The organism is Streptococcus sp. 596553, assembly GCF_900411395.1.
GTDB classification, from domain to species: Bacteria; Bacillota; Bacilli; order Lactobacillales; family Streptococcaceae; genus Streptococcus; species Streptococcus mitis_BA.
This window is the reverse complement of sequence record NZ_OXCQ01000004.1, coordinates 23,648-41,904: the sequence shown is the minus strand read 5'-3', so window position 1 is coordinate 41,904 and position 18,257 is coordinate 23,648. Positions and strand designations below refer to the sequence as shown.

General features: G+C 39.8%; 15 protein-coding genes. 6 read left to right on the top strand and 9 right to left on the bottom strand.

Annotated features, from left to right (window positions below):
- Positions 1-194 precede the first annotated feature (194 nt).
- The 4 genes from glf to DSY56_RS05460 all read right to left on the bottom strand — a co-directional run bounded on the left by glf (position 195) and on the right by DSY56_RS05460 (position 7,513).
- Entirely contained in the window at positions 195-1,295 is a 1,101-nt protein-coding gene (gene glf, locus DSY56_RS05475; RefSeq protein ID WP_112444343.1) for a UDP-galactopyranose mutase, read from the bottom strand.
- A gap of 183 nt (positions 1,296-1,478) precedes the next feature.
- Positions 1,479-3,434 (bottom strand): peptide ABC transporter substrate-binding protein, encoded by a 1,956-nt coding sequence (locus DSY56_RS05470; protein WP_112444341.1) that lies wholly within the window; start codon positions 3,432-3,434, stop codon positions 1,479-1,481.
- Between the two features lie 226 nt (positions 3,435-3,660).
- On the bottom strand, positions 3,661-5,628 hold the full coding sequence (locus tag DSY56_RS05465) for a peptide ABC transporter substrate-binding protein (protein WP_050116693.1): 1,968 nt from the start codon (positions 5,626-5,628) through the stop codon (positions 3,661-3,663).
- A 274-nt stretch (positions 5,629-5,902) separates the two neighbouring features.
- Positions 5,903-7,513 (bottom strand): glycoside hydrolase family 13 protein, encoded by a 1,611-nt coding sequence (locus DSY56_RS05460; protein ID WP_112444339.1) that lies wholly within the window; start codon positions 7,511-7,513, stop codon positions 5,903-5,905.
- Between the two features lie 152 nt (positions 7,514-7,665).
- Here DSY56_RS05460 and DSY56_RS05455 point away from each other — a divergent pair, with 152 nt between their 5' ends.
- On the top strand, positions 7,666-9,150 hold the full coding sequence (locus tag DSY56_RS05455) for a DUF1846 domain-containing protein (protein WP_112444338.1): 1,485 nt from the start codon (positions 7,666-7,668) through the stop codon (positions 9,148-9,150).
- A gap of 94 nt (positions 9,151-9,244) precedes the next feature.
- Entirely contained in the window at positions 9,245-9,727 is a 483-nt protein-coding gene (locus DSY56_RS05450; RefSeq protein WP_000032541.1) for an S-ribosylhomocysteine lyase, read from the top strand.
- Between the two features lie 61 nt (positions 9,728-9,788).
- Here DSY56_RS05450 and DSY56_RS05445 read toward each other — a convergent pair whose 3' ends face one another.
- From DSY56_RS05445 to rsmH, 5 genes are all read right to left on the bottom strand, one after another.
- Positions 9,789-11,894: an ATP-dependent Clp protease ATP-binding subunit gene (locus DSY56_RS05445; RefSeq protein WP_112444336.1), complete on the bottom strand. Its 2,106-nt coding sequence runs from the start codon at positions 11,892-11,894 to the stop codon at positions 9,789-9,791.
- A 334-nt stretch (positions 11,895-12,228) separates the two neighbouring features.
- Positions 12,229-13,209 carry a phospho-N-acetylmuramoyl-pentapeptide-transferase gene (gene mraY, locus DSY56_RS05440; RefSeq protein WP_112444334.1) on the bottom strand — a complete coding sequence of 327 codons (981 nt, stop codon included), beginning with the start codon at positions 13,207-13,209 and terminating at the stop codon, positions 12,229-12,231.
- A gap of 1 nt (position 13,210) precedes the next feature.
- Positions 13,211-15,463 (bottom strand): penicillin-binding protein PBP2X, encoded by a 2,253-nt coding sequence (gene pbp2x / locus DSY56_RS05435; RefSeq protein WP_112444332.1) that lies wholly within the window; start codon positions 15,461-15,463, stop codon positions 13,211-13,213.
- Positions 15,464-15,466: 3 nt separating this feature from the next.
- On the bottom strand, positions 15,467-15,784 hold the full coding sequence (gene ftsL, locus DSY56_RS05430; protein ID WP_000840840.1) for a cell division protein FtsL: 318 nt from the start codon (positions 15,782-15,784) through the stop codon (positions 15,467-15,469).
- Positions 15,785-15,795: 11 nt separating this feature from the next.
- Positions 15,796-16,746, bottom strand: a complete 951-nt coding sequence (gene rsmH, locus DSY56_RS05425; RefSeq protein ID WP_112444330.1) for a 16S rRNA (cytosine(1402)-N(4))-methyltransferase RsmH — start codon at positions 16,744-16,746, stop codon at positions 15,796-15,798.
- A gap of 167 nt (positions 16,747-16,913) precedes the next feature.
- On the opposite strand from rsmH, the gene DSY56_RS05420 reads away from it, so the two are divergent.
- The 4 genes from DSY56_RS05420 to DSY56_RS12350 are packed head-to-tail and all read left to right on the top strand — an operon-like array spanning position 16,914 to position 18,253.
- Positions 16,914-17,108: a helix-turn-helix transcriptional regulator gene (locus tag DSY56_RS05420; protein ID WP_001082471.1), complete on the top strand. Its 195-nt coding sequence runs from the start codon at positions 16,914-16,916 to the stop codon at positions 17,106-17,108.
- Between the two features lie 15 nt (positions 17,109-17,123).
- Positions 17,124-17,666, top strand: coding sequence for a DUF3278 domain-containing protein (locus DSY56_RS05415; protein ID WP_000712353.1), 543 nt, complete (start codon positions 17,124-17,126; stop codon positions 17,664-17,666).
- Positions 17,667-17,676: 10 nt separating this feature from the next.
- A complete protein-coding gene (locus tag DSY56_RS05410; RefSeq protein WP_112444328.1) occupies positions 17,677-17,919 on the top strand; it encodes a hypothetical protein in 243 nt (80 codons plus the stop codon).
- A 10-nt stretch (positions 17,920-17,929) separates the two neighbouring features.
- Positions 17,930-18,253: a hypothetical protein gene (locus DSY56_RS12350; RefSeq protein WP_112444326.1), complete on the top strand. Its 324-nt coding sequence runs from the start codon at positions 17,930-17,932 to the stop codon at positions 18,251-18,253.
- The last annotated feature ends 4 nt before the right edge of the window (positions 18,254-18,257 follow it).

Sequence of the window (18,257 nt, the reverse complement as noted above, 5' to 3'; positions counted from 1 at the left end):
TCAAGTCCTGTCAATAGAATTTTCTGAATTTTAAGAGTTATTTGTTATATTTGATATATTCTGAAAAATAAAATTGTTCATTTATGCTAAAAAAGCCAACATAGGTTCTCTTCTGATAAGCAGAAAAGAATCTTGTTGACCTTACTTCTAAAAATCTTAAGTAGCAAAGATTCTAAAATAACGGAATCCTTGCATTATTGTCCCAACTCTTCCTCGACCACTTCCAAAGCCCGTTCAATGACCACATGCATGTCATAGTATTTATAATCTGCTAAACGACCACAGAAAATAACCTTATCATTTGTTGCCGCTTCTTCCTGATATTTGGCAAATATAGCATTGTTTCTCTCATCATTGATTGGATAATAAGGTTCATCTCCACGTTTCCAATCAGCTGGGTATTCACGAGTAATGACCGTTTTAGCTTGTGTACCATACTCAAAGTGTTTATGCTCAATAATGCGAGTATAAGGAATTTCTCGTTCTGTATAGTTGACAACAGCATTTCCTTGATAGTTTTCTTCATCAAGAACTTCATGCTCAAAACGAAGACTACGGTATTCTAACTCACCATGTTTATAATCAAAGTATTGGTCAATCATCCCTGTGAAGACAACCTTTTCAGCAGAAGCTTCTAATTCCTGACGATTGGCAAAAAAATCAAGACCAAGTTCTACTTCCACATCCTTGAGCATATTTTCGATAATGACATTATAGCCACCGATTGGAATTCCTTGGTAACGGTCATTAAAGTAGTTATTATCAAAAGTCAAACGAACTGGTAGACGTTTAATAATAAAGGGTGGAAGGTCAGTCGCAGAACGTCCCCATTGCTTTTCAGTGTAGCCTTTAATCAACTTTTCATAAATATCTGGACCGATTAACTTGATAGCCTGTTCTTCCAAGTTTTTCGGTTCAACGTCCTTCATATGAGCCGTTTGCTCAGCAATCTTATTTTTGACTTCTTGAGGTTTTTTTGTCCCCCACATAGCATAGAAAGTATTCATATTGAAAGGGAGATTATAAAGGCTACCCTTGTAATTAGCTAGAGGCGAGTTGATGTAGTTGTTAAATTCAGCAAATTGATTCACATAATCCCAAACTTTTTTATTAGAAGTATGAAAGATATGGGCACCATATTTATGAACATTAACCCCTTCTACATTCTCACAGTAGATATTTCCACCAATGTGGTCACGTTTATCAATAACTTTTACTTTTTTTCCACGCTTGGTTGCTTCATAAGCAAAAATTGCTCCCGACAAACCAGCACCAACGATTAGATAGTCGTACATAGTCTCTTCCTTATCACTTATCTTTACATCTCCTTAACTATAGTAAAAGAGAGGATCTTAGTTTCAATCTATTTTAGCACAAAACAAATCATTTCTTAGTTTTCAATAGCCGAGTGATTTAAAAAGACAAGCACCAAAACTGATGTTTGTCTTTATGATTTTGCTTGAAAAGGCTATTTCTAACTATTTAACATGTTTTTCTGCTTCTTTTTGAGCTTTTTCAATTGCTTTTTTGCTTTCTTGCTCCCATTTAGTCTTAGCTTCTTCATACTGTTTGGTTGTCACAGTATCTTTTTGCAGTTTCATGTACTTGTAGTTATTGCCATCACCCTTGATACCAACCAATGAATACCCTCTTGTAAATGGCGTTACTTTTGTTACAGATGCTGTGCCACCACTTGACATAGCTGACATAATCAGAGAATTGTCAATCATCCAAGCCTGTGCTTCAGCATATTTTTCATAGCGTTTGGCCACATCTTTATTTTCACTATCTGCATCTTTGAGCATCTTGGTGTAAGTATCAAGCCCCAAGCTAGCAATCTTAGCTTTATCTTCCTGGGCATCTAGACCAAAGATCTTGAGGTAGAACCCATCCTCTGCATTGAAAGGATTGAGATAAGTTGACGGATCTTGGTAGTCACCTACCCAGCCATCAAAGTTCAAATCATAGTCACGATCAGCTGGTGTTGGCGCTAAAAAGGCTACATTATTAAAATCATCTGTTGAAAGTTGTTGAACATCAATGACAATGTTATCAGCACCTAAAACTGACTCAAGGGTCTGCTTAACTGAGTTCATGCCTGTCACAGCATTTTTACTTGTCTGATCAACTGCAACATCCAAGTGAATAGGGAAAGTCACACCTTGACTTGCCAATTCTTTTTTAGCTTCCGCAAATTTTGCTTGAGCCTTTTCTTTGTTGAAATAGGCATCCTGAGCATCTGCCAAGTTAATACCTGACCATTCTGTGCCATAGTTGACCAATTTAGAAGCAACTACTTCTCCAAAGGTCTTGTCTCCAACTTGGACAAATGTAGGAGGCACCAGTGTGTTCCGAAGGGTCTTACTAGCTGCTTCCCCATTTGACTGAGCGGAATAGGCTGTGCGGTCCAAGGCAAAGTTCACCGCTTGGCGGAAGTTCTTGTTCAAGACAGCTGTCTCCGTTGACTTCTTCTGCTCGTCTGTCGTTTTAGACGTATGGTTGTAAGCCTTACGGTTGACGTTGAAATTAAAATACCAAGAAGTCTTGTCCTGCAAGCTATAGACGATATTATCCTTATATTTTTCCTTAGTCTTAGCAAAGTTTGAACTATTTGGATAAACCCCAGCGATTGAATAAGCTCCACTTTCAAAGTTACGGATGGTCAATTCTTGGTCTGAGCCATCAAAATAAGCCAATTTCACATGTTCAATTGATACTTTGTCATGATCATAGTAATGCGGATTTTTCACATACTCGATCGATGATTTTGATGTGAAATCTTTTAACAAATAAGGTCCGCTGTAGAGAATGCTATCTGGAGATAGGGTCCCAAAATCTTTCCCTTTTGAGTTTAAAAACTCTTCGTTTACTGGGAAAAGAATACTATTGGTTGTTTTTGAATTCCAGTAAGGTTCTGGGCGTGTCAAAGTATACTCGACAGTCTGGTCGTCAATGGCCTTCACCCCAACCTTAGAAAAGTCAGAATCCGCTCCTGTAATATAATCATTCAAGCCCTTGATCGAGTTTTGAATTAAGTCAATGGCCTGTGATTTATTATCCACTGCATACTTGATACCTGTCACAAAATCCTGAGCCTTGACTGGGGCGTACTCTTCACCGTCAGCTGTGAACCATTTGGCATCTTTTCTCAATTTGTAGGTATAAGTCAGACCGTCGCTTGAAACAGACCAGTCTTCTGCCAAAGATGGAACTAGGTTTCCGTGGTTGTCATTTTCAAGCAAACCATCAACTAGGTTGGTAATGATGGCTGTATTATCAGCGTAGTAGTCTAATAGATAGTTAAATGTAGTTGGATTTCCACTAAAGGTTGATGAGTAAGTTTTTGTATCTGAACCTGATTGTCCGCAAGCAGCTAAAAGCAAAGCAGCTGCAAAAGTCAGTCCTGCACTAAGGATACGCTTTTTTGTAGTCATCTTCTTTCTCCTTTATGTTAGTTTTTATAACATATATTTATTTTACCAAAATAGTGGGAATTTGTAAAGTTAATTGAATTTTTATAACCAAAGTTTATAAACTTTGGTTATAAAAAAACAAAGGATTTCTGCTTTTCATACAATCCTCCCTTGTTTTTATACGATTTATCATTTGAATATCAATGAATTAACTGATAACCTAACGAAAGCAAGATTCTCATTCTCATTATTTTATGTGCTTTTCTAAATCCTTTTGATACTGAGCATTCGATTCCAGTTTTTCCTTTTGCCACTTTTTGAAGGCCGCATCATACTCTTTAGTTGTCACAATATCATTTTGAAGTTCCATTCCTTTAAAAATAAATGGATCCCCCTTAATACCGACCTGTGAATAAGCTTTGGTAAATGGAACAGTACGACTAACCATAGGAGAGCCCCCTGAAGAAGCAACTGGAATAAGAAGTGAACTATCAGTAACCCAAGCCTGTGCTTTGGCATACTTTTCGTATCGTTTATCAAGATTACTTGTCTCAGAAGCCGCATCATCCAAGAGCTTCTTGTATTCATCCAAGCCAACTTTCGCCACAACTTCAGGATCCTTGCCCTTTGTTATACCTAGATGTTTCAAGGCAGAACCCTTCTTAGCATCTAAAATATTGAGATAGGTTGCTGGATCTTGGTAATCTGGTCCCCAACCTGTTCCGTTCAAATCATAATCTTTTTGGGTTGGAACTTTAGCTTGAGAAGTAATACTTTCCTTCTCATTATCTGTCATTTGAAGAACATCTATAATGACATTCTCCGTTCCAAGCGTTTCTTCAATTGATTGTTTTAGCGAATTGGTTTGTTGAACCGCAACTACATCAGTTTGCTCAACAGGCACATCCAAATGAATCGGGAAACTTACTCCCTTAGCTTGCAATTCTGACTTCGCTTTTTCAAATGCAGATTTAGCCTTTGTTGGATTGTAAATTGTATCCTTACCATCTGTGAGAGTCACATCTTTCCACTGTTCTCCATATTTCAGTAGTTCATCCTGAGCCAACTGTCCGAAGGTCTTCCCAGCTACTTGAACATAGTTATCTGGCACTAGACTATTACGAATAATCTTATCCGCACCCTCTTCACCGTTTAATTGAGCTGTATAGGCGTGGCGATTAAATGCAAAATTAAGAGCCTGACGGAAGTTCTTATTGAGAAGAGCTTCTTTTGTTGATGTTTTTTGTGACTCATCTGTTTTAGCTGTTTTATTATAAGACTGGCGGTTTACGTTCACAGTGAGGTAGTAGCTTGTTGCCTCTTGTGGACTATAGACAATCTTATCTCCGTACTCTTTCTTAGTTGACTCAAAGTTTGAGCTTGCTGGAAAAAGACGTGCAGTAGTATAGGCACCTTGTGTAAAGCTACGAATTAAGGATTCTTGATCTGAACCATCATAGAATGTCAATTTAACATTATCAATTTTGACATTGTCCTTATCCCAATAGTTAGGATTTTTTTCATATTCAATCACAGATTTAGAAATCAAAGATTTCAAAAAATATGGGCCATTGTAAAGAATACTTGATGGAGTTGGCGCTCCGTAATCCTTGCCTGTTGCATTCAAAAATTCTTCATTTACAGGAAGCATGGTTGCTGTGGTTACTTTAGAGTTCCAAAAACTTTCCGGGTTATTAAGGGTATATTCTACCGTATAATCATCAAGAGCCTTCACACCTACAGTTGAGAAGTCGTTTGTCTCACCACTAACATAAGCCTCCAATCCTTTGATAGATTTCTCAACCAAAGAAAGACCATCGGATTTTCCGTCTGCTGCATGTTTCAGACCTGTAACAAAATCCTGAGCCTTAACTTCTGCATACTCCTCTCCTTCAGAAGTATACCACTTCACCCCCTTACGAAGTTTGTAAGTGTAAGTCAAACCATCTTTAGAAACTGACCAATCCTCTGCTAGAGAAGGAATGAGATTCCCATATTTATCATTCTCTAAAAGACCGTCTACGACATTACCTATTACGTCAGAAGTTGAACTTTTACTTGTAAGGCTATAATCCAAGGATGATGGATCAACTGCATAAACATAAGAGAATGTTTTGGGAGCATCTGCATTCTTTTCACTTTTCCCACAAGCTGTTAAAAGAATGGCTGTACTCAAGGTCACTCCTGCTCCTATGAGCCACTTTTTCGATTGCATAAATAATCTCCTTCAAAATAGTATTTTCACTATTATACCCTATTTTTTTATAAATGCAAGACTTCTTGTAGAATTTGTTAGAAAATTCTAACAAATGTTTTTAAAAGAGTTTTTACACAACTTTTAGCAAAAAGAGGCTGGGAAAAAAGTCTTTAAAACAAAAAACGCATAATATCAAGTCAGTACAATGAAAACCTTGGTACTATGCGTTTTATTGTGGGAAGATTTACTTCATTTTCTCCTGAAGTCGAGTTTTTGCCCAATCTCTCTCATTTTAGTCAGTCAATTCCACACAGAAAGCATCCCATGGAGTCAAGATTTGTTTTTCAAAGACTTCTTGAGCTAGGGTGTTTTCAATCAAAACAGATTTAACTGTTCCTTCTACTGCCAAGTCTTGTTTTTCATTGGACAAGTTAGCCACAACTAGGAAACGACGGTCCCCATCTTTACGGATATAGGCGAAGACCTTATCAGTTGTATCAAGCAATTCAAAGTCAGCTCGAATCAGCCAACTGTTTTCCTTACGAATTTGAACCAACTTCTGATAGGTATAGAAAATAGAATCTGGATTTGCCAGCGCTTCTTGAACGTTGATTTCTTCGTAGTTTGGATTAACTGCCAACCAAGGTTGACCTGTTGAGAAACCAGCGTTTTTGCTCTCATCCCATTGCATCGGGGTACGGGCATTGTCACGTCCAATGACACGGATACTGTCCATGATTTCTTCCAGTGAAACACCTTTGTCAAGAACCTCACGCGCATAGTTAAGAGATTCAATATCTTCTACTTGGTCCAGCGTTTCAAAGGGATAGTTGGTCATCCCAATTTCCTCACCTTGGTAGATATAAGGAGTCCCTCTCATGAGATGAAGTAAGATGGCAAAGGCTTTGGCAGATTTTTCGCGATATTCTTGGTCATTTCCCCAGATAGAGACAATACGAGGGAGGTCATGATTGTTCCAGAAGAGAGAATTCCAACCGTCCTCAACTCCTAACTCTGTCTGCCATTTGTTGAAGATTTCTTTTAACTTAGCGATATTCAGCTCTTTTTGATAGTGCCATTTAGGTTGCCCTTCCTGATACTGAAGACCGATGTGTTCGAACTGGAAGACCATAGACAATTCTTGCCCCTTTGGATCTGAGTAGAGCTTGGCAATCGCTGGCGTTGCTCCCCAAGTCTCCCCTACTGTCAAGAGATTCTTATCTCCAAAGGTCGCCTGATTCATCTCCTTGAGATAGGGATGGAGCATAGGACCATTATTGACTACTTTCTCGTCAGGAATTTTGCCAATCATGTCAATGACATCCATGCGGAAACCACCAATGCCTTTATCAATCCAGAAGTTCATCATCTCATAAATTTTCTGACGAAGTTTTTCATTTTCCCAGTTGAGATCGGGCTGTTTCTTACTGAAAAAGTGGAGATAATATTGACCTGACTTTTCATCGTATTCCCAAGCAGAACCACTAAAGATAGAATCCAAATCATTGGGTTCATCCCGCCAAATATAGTAGTCTCTCTCAGGACTATCAGGATTTTCACAGGCCTCGACAAACCAAGCATGTTCATCTGAGGTATGATTGACCACCAAGTCCATGATGATACGAATATCACGCTTCTTGGCTTCTGCGATCAGTTGGTCCATATCCTCCATGGTTCCGAAAATAGCTGCAATTGCTTGATAATCAGCAATATCGTAGCCATTATCATCCATAGGGCTGTCATAAACGGGAGAAAGCCAAATCGCTGTGATTCCTAACTTAGCTAGATAGTCTAACTTACTGGTAATACCTGGCAAATCACCAATTCCATCTCCGTTGCTATCCATAAAGCTCTTAGGATAAACTTGATAGACTACGGCATTGTGCCACCATTTTTCTTGCATCTTCTTACCTCATTATTTTAATAATCTATAGTCTATGATAGCGCTTTTTAGAATTTTGTGCAAGCGTTTGCCTAATCTTTTTAATTTCTTTTTTGACTCCATAGTTTCCTAACTTCCAATTTTTTATTATAATAGAGGTCAGAGGTAAAAAAATGAAAAAACAAGCTTTTAGTTCTGAACAATATTTGAATCTACAACGCGACCACATCTTGGAGCGCATTAATCAATTTGACGGCAAGCTCTACTTGGAGTTTGGTGGTAAAATGTTAGAAGATTTCCATGCTGCTCGTGTCCTTCCTGGTTATGAGCCTGACAACAAAATCAAGCTCTTGCAAGAATTGAAAGAGCAGGTTGAGGTTGTGATTGCTATTAATGCAAGTAATATCGAGCATTCCAAAGCACGTGGTGACTTGGGCATTTCTTATGACCAAGAAGTTCTTCGTTTGATTGACAAATTTAATGAATTAGGGATTTTTGTTGGTTCCGTTGTCATCACACAGTACGCTGGCCAACCAGCTGCAGATGCCTTCCGAAATCAACTTGAAAAAAACGGAATTGATTCTTATCTTCATTATCCAATCAAAGGATATCCGACAGATATGGATCACATCATTTCACCAGAAGGTATGGGGAAAAATGACTACATTAAAACCAGTCGCAACTTGATTGTCGTAACCGCTCCTGGACCTGGTTCTGGAAAATTGGCAACCTGTATGTCCAATATGTACCACGACCAAATCAATGGCATCAAGTCTGGCTACGCTAAATTTGAAACCTTCCCAGTTTGGAATCTTCCCCTTCATCACCCAGTCAATTTGGCCTACGAGGCTGCCACAGCTGACCTTGATGATGTCAACATGATTGACCCTTTCCATCTTCAAACCTATGGAGAAACCACTGTCAACTACAACCGTGATATTGAAATTTTCCCAGTTCTCAAACGCATGTTAGAACGTATCCTTGGTGAATCTCCATACGCTTCACCAACAGACATGGGTGTCAACATGGTTGGTTTTGCTATTACAGACAATGAAGCAGCTATTGAAGCCTCTAAACAAGAAATCATCCGTCGCTACTATCAGACTGTTCTTGATTTCAAAGCCGAAAAAGTTAGCCAAGCTGCTGTCAAGAAAATCGAGTTGCTTATGAACGACCTCGGTATCACACCTGCAGACCGCAAGGTTACTGTCGTTGCCCGTCAAAAAGCAGAAGAAACTGGCGGACCAGCCCTAGCCCTTGAATTGCCTAGCGGGGAAATTGTCACTGGTAAGAACTCAGAACTCTTTGGCCCTACAGCAGCTGCTCTTATCAACGCTATCAAGAAATCAGCTGACATTGCTAAAGAAGTAAAACTAATCGAACCTGAAGTTGTTAAGCCAATCCAAGGTCTTAAAATCGATCATCTCGGTAGCCTCAATCCACGCCTTCATTCAAATGAAATCCTGATTGCACTTGCTATCACAGCTACAGAAAATCCTGATGCTGCCCGCGCTATGGAAGAGCTTGGTAACCTCAAAGGAAGCGAAGCCCACTCAACTATCATCTTGACAGATGAAGACAAGAATGTCCTTCGTAAATTGGGTATCAACGTAACCTTTGACCCTTACTACCAATACGACCGCTTGTATCGTAAATAAAGATTTCAACCTCTCCACTCTCGGAGAGGTTTTCTCTCTGTCTCAGGAGCAACCTTTATGATATAATGAAGGAAGAAAACTGAAAGGATTTACCATGTCAAAAGAAGTTATTGTTGAAAGTTTTGAACTTGACCACACCATTGTTAAAGCACCCTATGTTCGCTTGATTGGGGAAGAAATAGGGCCAAAGGGAGACATCATCTCCAATTATGATATTCGTTTAGTGCAACCCAATGAAGATTCGATCCCTACCGCTGGCCTTCACACTATCGAGCACCTCTTAGCCAAACTCATCCGTACCCGCATCGACGGTATGATTGACTGTTCACCATTTGGCTGCCGCACAGGCTTCCACATGATTATGTGGGGACGTCATACTAGCGCTGAGATTGCAGCAGTTATCAAGGATTCGCTCAAGGAAATCGCTGAGACTATTACTTGGGAAGATGTCCCTGGAACAACAATCGAATCTTGCGGAAACTACAAGGATCACAGCCTCTTTTCTGCTAAAGAATGGGCTAAACTCATCCTAGAACAAGGGATTTCAGACGATGCTTTTGAACGTCATGTGATCTAAACACAAAAAAGGAACCAGTTTTTCAGCTGGTTCCTTCTTTTTTTATTCTCAAAATCTCTAGTTAAGCTTTCTCACTAATAACCAAACCACCATCTTCCATATCTGCTTCCAGATGTTTAGCATCTAAATGATCCAAATGGAAGTCTGTCACCTTATCACGAATTTCTTGTTCAACTACGCGACGGAGAGGACGAACACCCATGACTTCATCATAGCCTTCTTCTGTAATATAATCCTTAGCCGCTTGACTGACTACCAAATCAATGTCTTTCTTAGCCAAGGTTTGGTTGACTTCAGCCAACATCAAGTCCACAATCTTAGAAAGGTCTTCCTTAGTCAAGTGCGAGAACTCGATAACTGCGTTGAAGCGGTTAAGGAATTCTGGACGGAAGAATGGTTTCAAACGATCCATCAATTCTGGTTTGTCCGCATCTTCTGTCAAGTTGGCTTCATAGCCAAATCCAGCATTTGAGGTCGCAATAATGACAGTGTTTTTAAAGTTTACTGTATTTCCCTGACCATCTGTCAAACGACCATCATCTAGGACTTGGAGGAGAAGAGTGATCACTTGAGGATCAGCCTTTTCAATTTCGTCGAGAAGGACGATTGAGTATGGATTGCGACGGACACGTTCCGTTAAGGTATTGCTATTGTCATCATAACCCACATAACCAGCTGTTGTACCGATTAGCTTAGAAACGGCTGTGCGATCACTGTATTCAGACATATCCAAACGGATGATCGCATCCTTGGTTCCAAACATATCTAGCGCTAATTGCTTAGCAAGCTCTGTCTTACCAACTCCAGTTGGACCTACAAAGAGGAAGCTACCGATTGGGCGATTGCCTTCATCAAAACCAGCACGGTTACGACGGATAGCTTTTGCTACTGCTTCAACGGCCTTATCTTGACCAATAACTTTCGTCTGCAAACGATGACCCATATCTTTCAAACGTTCGATGTCCGTAGCCCCCATTTGAGATACTGGAATACCGGTCATTCGTTCTACAGATTCAGCCACATCGTTGACACTTGCAGTCACTTTCATATCTTCTGTATGGTTTTCGATTTTCTTTTCCAATTCTGCGATGCGTGTTTTATAGTTTAGAGCTGCTTCAAAATCTTCTGCCTCAACAGCTTTTTCTTGCTTGTCTTTTTCAACCTCAATTTCACGTTCAACAGCATGCACATCTGTTACAGGATGCTGAGCTGCCAAGTGAGCTGCCGTTACATCGACCAGGTCGATAGCCTTATCTGGCAAGCTACGTTGAGGAATATACTGAACAGAATAATCCACCGCTGCTTTCAAGACTTCGTCTGGCAAGATGACATTGTGGTGTTGTTGATAGAGATCACGAATTCCTTGAAGGATTTTATATGTATCCTCTGCTGAAGGAGCATTGACCTTGACTTCGTTGAAACGACGAGCAAGAGCAGCATTCTTCAAGATGGTGTTACGGTATTCGTCTTGAGTCGTTGCCCCAATCACTGTCAATTCTCCACGAGAGAGAGCTGGTTTGAGAATATCCGCAAGCCCCTTAGAACCACTGTCACCTCCAGTAGATCCAGCACCGAGGATTTGGTGAATTTCATCAAAGAAGAGGATAATATTCCCTGCTTCTTTCACTTCATTGACTAGATTTTGAACGTTTTCTTCAAAGCTACCACGGTATTGAGTACCAGCCTCAAGACCAGAGATATCAATGGAAATAATTTCCTTGTTCTTAATAGCAGCTGGAACATCACCATTCACAATAGCTTGTGCTAGGCCTTCGACAACTGCTGTCTTACCAACACCTGCGTCTCCGACTAAAACAGGATTGTTCTTGGTACGGCGTGAAAGAATTTCAGATGCTTCTTGAATTTCCTTGTTTCGTCCGATAACAGGATCCAGCTTGCCCTCACGCGCTTCTGCTGTCAAGTTACGACCTAGTTTAGCAAGGACACCGTCTTGTTTCATACCTGAAGCCTGTTGTGGCATTTGGCCATCAACTTCTGCATTTCCTGGCAATTTGCCAGTTGCACGATAGTGAGCAAATTCCTCAGGTGTCACTTCACGTCCATTAATCAAGTAACGGCGATTTTCAGAACTATATCCTCGCATACCACCCATCAATTGGTTAAATAAATCATCCATGTTGTTAAAATTATTAAAGTTGTTATTCATATTCTTTACCTCTTTTTGTTATTTATTATTACTGATATTGACTATCTTTGACCTTTGTTTTAAAAAATTTAGACTAGCTAAATCACTACTCTACGTACTATTTCTGGTTTTTCTTTTTCAAGCAGGAGTAGACTATCTTTACTTCTGAAGATTTCTAGATTAAACATAGACCCCACCTCTTTCTATTTTACTTTAAATAAGTGTTCGAGTAAGGCTTTCATTTACCTTACGTTCATAATATACTACATTAGTCAGAAAAGGTCAAGGGATTTGACTTTAATTGACCAATATTTTTTAAACAGCAAAAACACCCTGAAACATCAGGGTGCCATTCTTATCTCAAATACAAAATTGCTAGGGTCAGGAGACTTGCTAGAAGCCCTACTCCCCAAAAGAAGAAGTCAACCTTCCACTCGCTCCAAGGATTTCCTTTACCAGACAATCCTCCAAGCTCAAAATGGTGATGCACAGGCGTCATACGGAAAATACGTTTGCCACCAGTCATTTTGAAATAACTGACTTGCATCATGACCGAAGTTGTTTCAAAGACATAAACAATTCCAATAATCAAGAGAGTCCATTCTTGGTGGAGAGCCATTGAAATAGCTGCCAGCATTCCACCGAGAGCCAAACTTCCCACATCTCCCATAAAGACTTTAGCAGGCTTATGGTTAAAGACAAAGAAACCAAGCAAACCACCAATCATGGAAAGAATCACTAGAAGAATATCCATCTGACCTTGGACATAGGCAATAACTCCATAGGCAGACAAACTAATCACAACGGAAATACTAGCTAAACCGTCAATACCGTCTGTCAAGTTGACTGCGTTTGAAAAACCGACTAGCCAGAAAAGAGCGAAGACAATATAGAAAATCCCTAGATGCACTTGGTAACCAAAGACAGAAAGCATATCTCCACCGCGCTCATAGAAAAGGTAGAAAACGACCCCACCTAGAAGCTGAAGAGCCAATTTTTGCTTGGGATTTAGCCCCTCATTGATTTTACGGAAGACCTTGAGAAAGTCATCTAAAAATCCGACAAGTCCATAAAGGACCAAGATGAACAAAATCATTCCTACATTATTGCTGAATTGGCTACTAAATAGGGCAAAAAAGAAGGCAACCAAAACAGAAGCAATTAAGAAAACCAAGCCTCCCATTGTAGGAGTCCCAGCTTTTGCCTGATGCTGTTTGACATCCTCATGCATCTGCTGGCCTGTAATTTGCGCCTTTCTATAAAATTGGATAAAGGCTGGAATTCCTACCAAAGTTAGTAAAAATGTCACAATTCCAGCACTGATGGAAATAAACATATTAGTCTCCTAAAGTTAATTTAATTTTTTTAATGTTTTTGATAGCTGTATTAGTCCGAACATCTTGCTTCTGAACAACGGAACCTGAACCTTCAAATTCCAGTTCAATATCCAACCATTTAGCAAAGGTCTCGGCAGTCTCTTTTTTCCAGCCATACATGTCTGGAATTTCTTCTACCTTATCCGATAAAAGGAGAACTTGTTGGTTTGGTGCAAGATTGGTCCCTTCTTCTACAGAAGTCTCTTTAATCTTTGTTCCAGTACCTACAACGATTGGTTGCACAATATTTCGGCGTAAGGCTTCCGCCAACTCACCAGGTGAAATATCCTTGATGCTAGGCATTGCATAAGAAGATTCTGTCGTAACTTTATCTAAATTTTTGGCTGGAGATTGAAGATTGAGAGATTCTTTCATAGCTGAAGCCCGCTCCAAGATTGGGGTGGCAAATTCTCCCAACTGGATACCTGAATAATGCTCAGGCTGTTGAACCGTTACATACAAGATAAAATCAGGATTTTCAGCAGGATTCATAGTCACAGCTGAGAAAATATAATTGGTAGAACCAACCAAGTATCCTCCATTTTTCTCATCAGCGATTTGAGCCGTACCGGATTTAACTGCTACATTTTGTCCAGGAACTGTTATAATTGGCTTTCCTGTGTAGTGATTATACATAGTTCCATATAGAGGGTCCGTCCCAACTAAGATCATGTGATTTCGAGTTGTGCTTGCTGCCTCTTTGGAAACAGGATTTCCTACTATTTCTTTTTGTGACTTACGTACAGACTGATTGTTAGTATCATAAATAGCACTTATAAATTTTGGCTCCAGCATAACTCCATCATTAGCAATAGCTGTAAAGGCACGAAGCATTTGTGTTTGTGTCACTGAAATTCCTTGCCCAAATGAGCTTTGAGCAATACTAACAATATTATCAGCTGGAAGTTGACCAGCGTATTCATCTGTCAAGCCAAAGCGAGTTGGAACCCCAAATTTAAAGCGTTTTAGATAATCCAACCAAGTAGCATCTCCCATTTTTTGTTCAAGTAGACTCATTCCAACATTACTGGAGTGAGCGAAACCTTGTAAGAAAGTCATCATCCCACCAGTAGTCAAACCCTCATTAACATCCCAATCTCGAGTCGTCGCATCCGCTATTTTGAATTCACTGCTATTGAAGTATTCTCCACTTGGGAAGGTATTATTATCAATAGAAGAAGCTAACGTCATAACCTTCATGGCTGATCCTGGTTCATAGTTACTTTGATAAAGAATATCACGCCAAACAAAGTCCTCAGTGATTCCTTCTTTAGTATCTGCATTAAAGGTAGGTCGTTGGGTGGTAGCGAGGATTTCACCGGTCTTTGCACTGACCAAGGTCGCGGTCATATACTTACCTTTTACTTTTTCTAGAAAGGCATCCATCTGAGTTTCCATAAAGGACTGGAGGGTGCTGGAAATAGTCGTATAAACATCCTTGCCATCTACCGTCTGTTGGGAAACTTGTTCTGTTCCAGGTACAATATTACCCAGACGATCCTTTTCATAGGTAATAATACCATCTTTCCCTGCAAGAATACTGTTCAAGGAACTCTCCATCCCAGAGGTTCCCAGCAAGCTCTTGCTGCCATCTTCATTTTCATGGAGCTGAGCTAGTCCGATAAAACTAGAAGCAAATTGTCCGTTTGGGTAACTACGATTGGGACTGGTTGTAAAATCAATCCCCTTGACCTCTGCAGTTTCCAACTCTTTTTTGATAGACATCATATTGGCATAGGTAATCCCATTGCCCTTTGCTCCAAAGGAAACTTGCTTGAGATTAGGTTGCGAGAGTTGCTCTCTTACATAAGATTCTTCCATGTCCAGATACTTATGAAAGACCTCTGCAACCTTGTTAAATTGTGTTTTTTCTACGTAAAGAATCTTACCCGTTGCTGACTTATAGTTCTCATCAATAACCGCATAGACATTATAGGAGGTTGCATCCTCAGCAATTGGGACTCCATTTCGGTCATAAATAGTCCCACGTTTGGCAGGAACTATACGGGTGGTTTGATGAACCTTCTTAGCTTCCTTCGCTAAATCTGTTCCAAAGCGAGTGCCCGTCCCAATAATGACCGCAAAATTGACTAAAAAAACGGCAAAAACAAAGACAGATAATAAACTCAGACTTTTTCCAACTCTGCGTCTGTTTTCAGCCGGCGATTTCCGATTTTTCGTCGCATAACGGATTACTCTTTTTGTCCACTTCATATCTTACTCCGCTATTCGAATATTTTCATTGTTTAATTGCAAATCGTGTGAATTGGCAATTTCTTTCAAACGTTCTGCACGTAATAGTTCATTGACCTCTTGCTTGGCATCGTCCAATTCGGTCTTCTTTTCCTCTATCTGCGCATTGATTTTTGTCAAATCATTCTGTACTTGCAAAAGCTTGGTCTGCATAAAAATAATACTAATTGCTACAATAAGAGTGGTTACAGCTATGGAAAAGTAAAAAGCTTTTTCCACACGCGAAAACCGTTTAAGTTGCATCTGTAGTATTTGACCTGTTTTTTCCATTCTTTCTGCCATCTTTTTTCCTCTTACTTGTGAATTTTTCTGGCCACGCGCAACTTGGCTGAGTGCGAGCGGTTATTGGCTTCTAATTCTTCTGCACTTGGCAAGATTGGCTTACGGGATACCAATTCCATCTTGGGCTTGAGATCATCTGGGATGAAGGGTAAGCCTTTTGGAACTTCAACTGTTGAAGCTTCCTTGAACAATTGCTTGGTCAAGCGATCTTCTAAGGAATGAAAGGTAATCACTGAAATTCTACCATCCAGAGCCAACATCTCCATAGCCTGCTGGATGGACTCATCTGCCGCTCCCAGTTCATCATTGACTTCAATTCGAATAGCCTGGAAAATCTGCTTAGCAGGATGACCCTTCTTCTTGAGCTCCTTGGCAGGCTTGGCCGACTTGATAATTTCTGCCAATTCAGTCGTAGTCTCGATAGGTTTCAGATCACGCGCTTGTTCAATCTTGCGGGCAATCTGTTTAGAAAATTTATCCTCGCCATACTTGAAGAAAATACGAACCAAGTCATGATAGTCATAATAGTTCACCACTTCATAGGCTGTCAGACTAGCATCCTGATTCATCCGCATGTCCAATGGTGCATCCTTTTTATAAGAAAAACCACGCTCACGCTGGTCCAGCTGAGGACTAGACACTCCCAAGTCATAACAAATTCCATCAATTTCCTGAACACCAGCTTCGCGCAAACGTGCCTGTAAATGACGGAAGTTATCCTTTATAAAGGTCACCATCCCTTTTTCGATATAGGGTGCCAAACGTTTTTGCGCATTGTCAATGGCATTCTGGTCCTGGTCAAAGGCATAGAGATGGCCTTTTTCACTTAATTTACTTAATAAATATTCGCTATGGCCTGCTCCACCCAAAGTCGCATCAACGTAGATACCGTCAGGCTTTACATCGAGCATATCAATCGTCTCGTGGAGTAAGACCGTTACATGATGAAATTCTTTTGTCATATCTTATCTATTTTACCACAAATCTGACCAGCTTGCACTAGTCAGACAAATAGGCTAAAAACAAGTAAGAATTTCTTCAAAAAATATGTCAAAAATACTTGACACTTCATGTTTAAAAGAATATAATATAGTCAAATATATACGACATAAATCAGAAAGGAGACCAGATGAATCGTGTGAAAGAATTTCGCAAGGAACTAGGTATTTCCCAGCTCGAACTAGCCAAGGATATCGGTGTCTCGAGACAAACCATCAATATGATTGAAAACGACAAGTACAACCCAACTCTGGAACTCTGTCTCAATCTCGCCCGCAGCCTCCAAACTGACCTCAACAGTCTCTTTTGGGAAGATAATTTTTAAAAAAGGAGCAAACTTATGAAAAAAGAAACCTTCACTGAAAAACTGATCAAGCGCACATACGGTATTTCTGATCCACTTGACGAATACAAACGACGCGAGGCTGATCGTATCGGCAATCAAGTCTTTATCATCCTCTTTTATCTGATGATTTTCGGAAATCTTATTCCACTCCTTCTGGCCTATAAATATCCTCAACTAGTGGCTCTAGTCTATCCTCCTCTAATTTTAGTGATTGCCCTCATCGTTGCTGGATATCTCACCTACCAAATGCAAAAAACAGGGATTACAACTATTGAACCAGATATGCTGAATGAGAAAGAAAGCAAGCAACTACACTACCCAGGTCTGAAAGCTGGGATAGTCTATGGATTAATGAGTTTTTTTACAACCCCTCTTCTCCATATACTGCTAGGTGAGAGTCAGGACTATCTTCAGTCACTTCTCGCTTTTAAAAATATTTTTTCAAGTATCCTCCAGTCTGTCTTCTTTGGAGTAGTTATACAGATTCTCATCTCCCGTCGCATTGCAAAAACTAAGAAAGATCAAGATGAGGATTAGGAGGTGCCCTATGAAAAAAGAAAAGAAACAGTCACGTTATCCTGGTCTGAAAGCAGGTTCGATTTATGGAACAGTGATATTTTTTATAATTCCACTCATTGATACCCTAACAAGTGAAAATCCAAATTTTATCAGTTCTCTTCTAAATACAAAACATATTTTTAAAACTATACTGGGAGCTTTCTTTTTCGGAGTGATGATACATATTGTCGACTCACTTCGTATTACAAGAGCTAAAAAAGACCAGGATTAAGAGGTGCCCTATGAAATCATTACTAACTTTACTTACCTATCATCTTTTGTTCAGTTCTCTGCTCATCTTCATCATCGTTTCAGGGAACTTAATCAGAGAGATATTCCTCGGGCTAGTCTTTATTCCAGCCCTTAACAAAGGACTGACTTATCTAAAGATTGACTCCCAAAAAACGCGCATACTCAACTTAGCACTATACTTTATAATTCTATCTTTTCCACAACTGATGCTCGCCTCAAGCGGTTGGAAATATTATTTACTGCTGACTATTGCTAGCCTTTCTTCTATCACTTATCTTTATTATCTCTATCAATTCGTAAAAGAAAGTCAGTAAAACC

Excerpts from the sequence above, each read along its gene's own strand:
- DSY56_RS05465 (WP_050116693.1), bottom strand. The coding sequence starts at position 5,628 with ATGCAATCGAAAAAGTGGCTCATAGGAGCAGGAGTGACCTTGAGTACA.
- DSY56_RS05415 (WP_000712353.1), top strand. The coding sequence starts at position 17,124 with ATGAAAAAAGAAACCTTCACTGAAAAACTGATCAAGCGCACATACGGT.
- DSY56_RS05470 (WP_112444341.1), bottom strand. The coding sequence starts at position 3,434 with ATGACTACAAAAAAGCGTATCCTTAGTGCAGGACTGACTTTTGCAGCT.
- pbp2x (WP_112444332.1), bottom strand. The coding sequence starts at position 15,463 with ATGAAGTGGACAAAAAGAGTAATCCGTTATGCGACGAAAAATCGGAAA.
- ftsL (WP_000840840.1), bottom strand. The coding sequence starts at position 15,784 with ATGGCAGAAAGAATGGAAAAAACAGGTCAAATACTACAGATGCAACTT.
- DSY56_RS05445 (WP_112444336.1), bottom strand. The coding sequence starts at position 11,894 with ATGAATAACAACTTTAATAATTTTAACAACATGGATGATTTATTTAAC.
- glf (WP_112444343.1), bottom strand. The coding sequence starts at position 1,295 with ATGTACGACTATCTAATCGTTGGTGCTGGTTTGTCGGGAGCAATTTTT.
- DSY56_RS05420 (WP_001082471.1), top strand. The coding sequence starts at position 16,914 with ATGAATCGTGTGAAAGAATTTCGCAAGGAACTAGGTATTTCCCAGCTC.
- DSY56_RS12350 (WP_112444326.1), top strand. The coding sequence starts at position 17,930 with ATGAAATCATTACTAACTTTACTTACCTATCATCTTTTGTTCAGTTCT.
- rsmH (WP_112444330.1), bottom strand. The coding sequence starts at position 16,746 with ATGACAAAAGAATTTCATCATGTAACGGTCTTACTCCACGAGACGATT.
- DSY56_RS05450 (WP_000032541.1), top strand. The coding sequence starts at position 9,245 with ATGTCAAAAGAAGTTATTGTTGAAAGTTTTGAACTTGACCACACCATT.
- DSY56_RS05460 (WP_112444339.1), bottom strand. The coding sequence starts at position 7,513 with ATGCAAGAAAAATGGTGGCACAATGCCGTAGTCTATCAAGTTTATCCT.
- mraY (WP_112444334.1), bottom strand. The coding sequence starts at position 13,209 with ATGTTTATTTCCATCAGTGCTGGAATTGTGACATTTTTACTAACTTTG.
- DSY56_RS05455 (WP_112444338.1), top strand. The coding sequence starts at position 7,666 with ATGAAAAAACAAGCTTTTAGTTCTGAACAATATTTGAATCTACAACGC.
- DSY56_RS05410 (WP_112444328.1), top strand. The coding sequence starts at position 17,677 with ATGAAAAAAGAAAAGAAACAGTCACGTTATCCTGGTCTGAAAGCAGGT.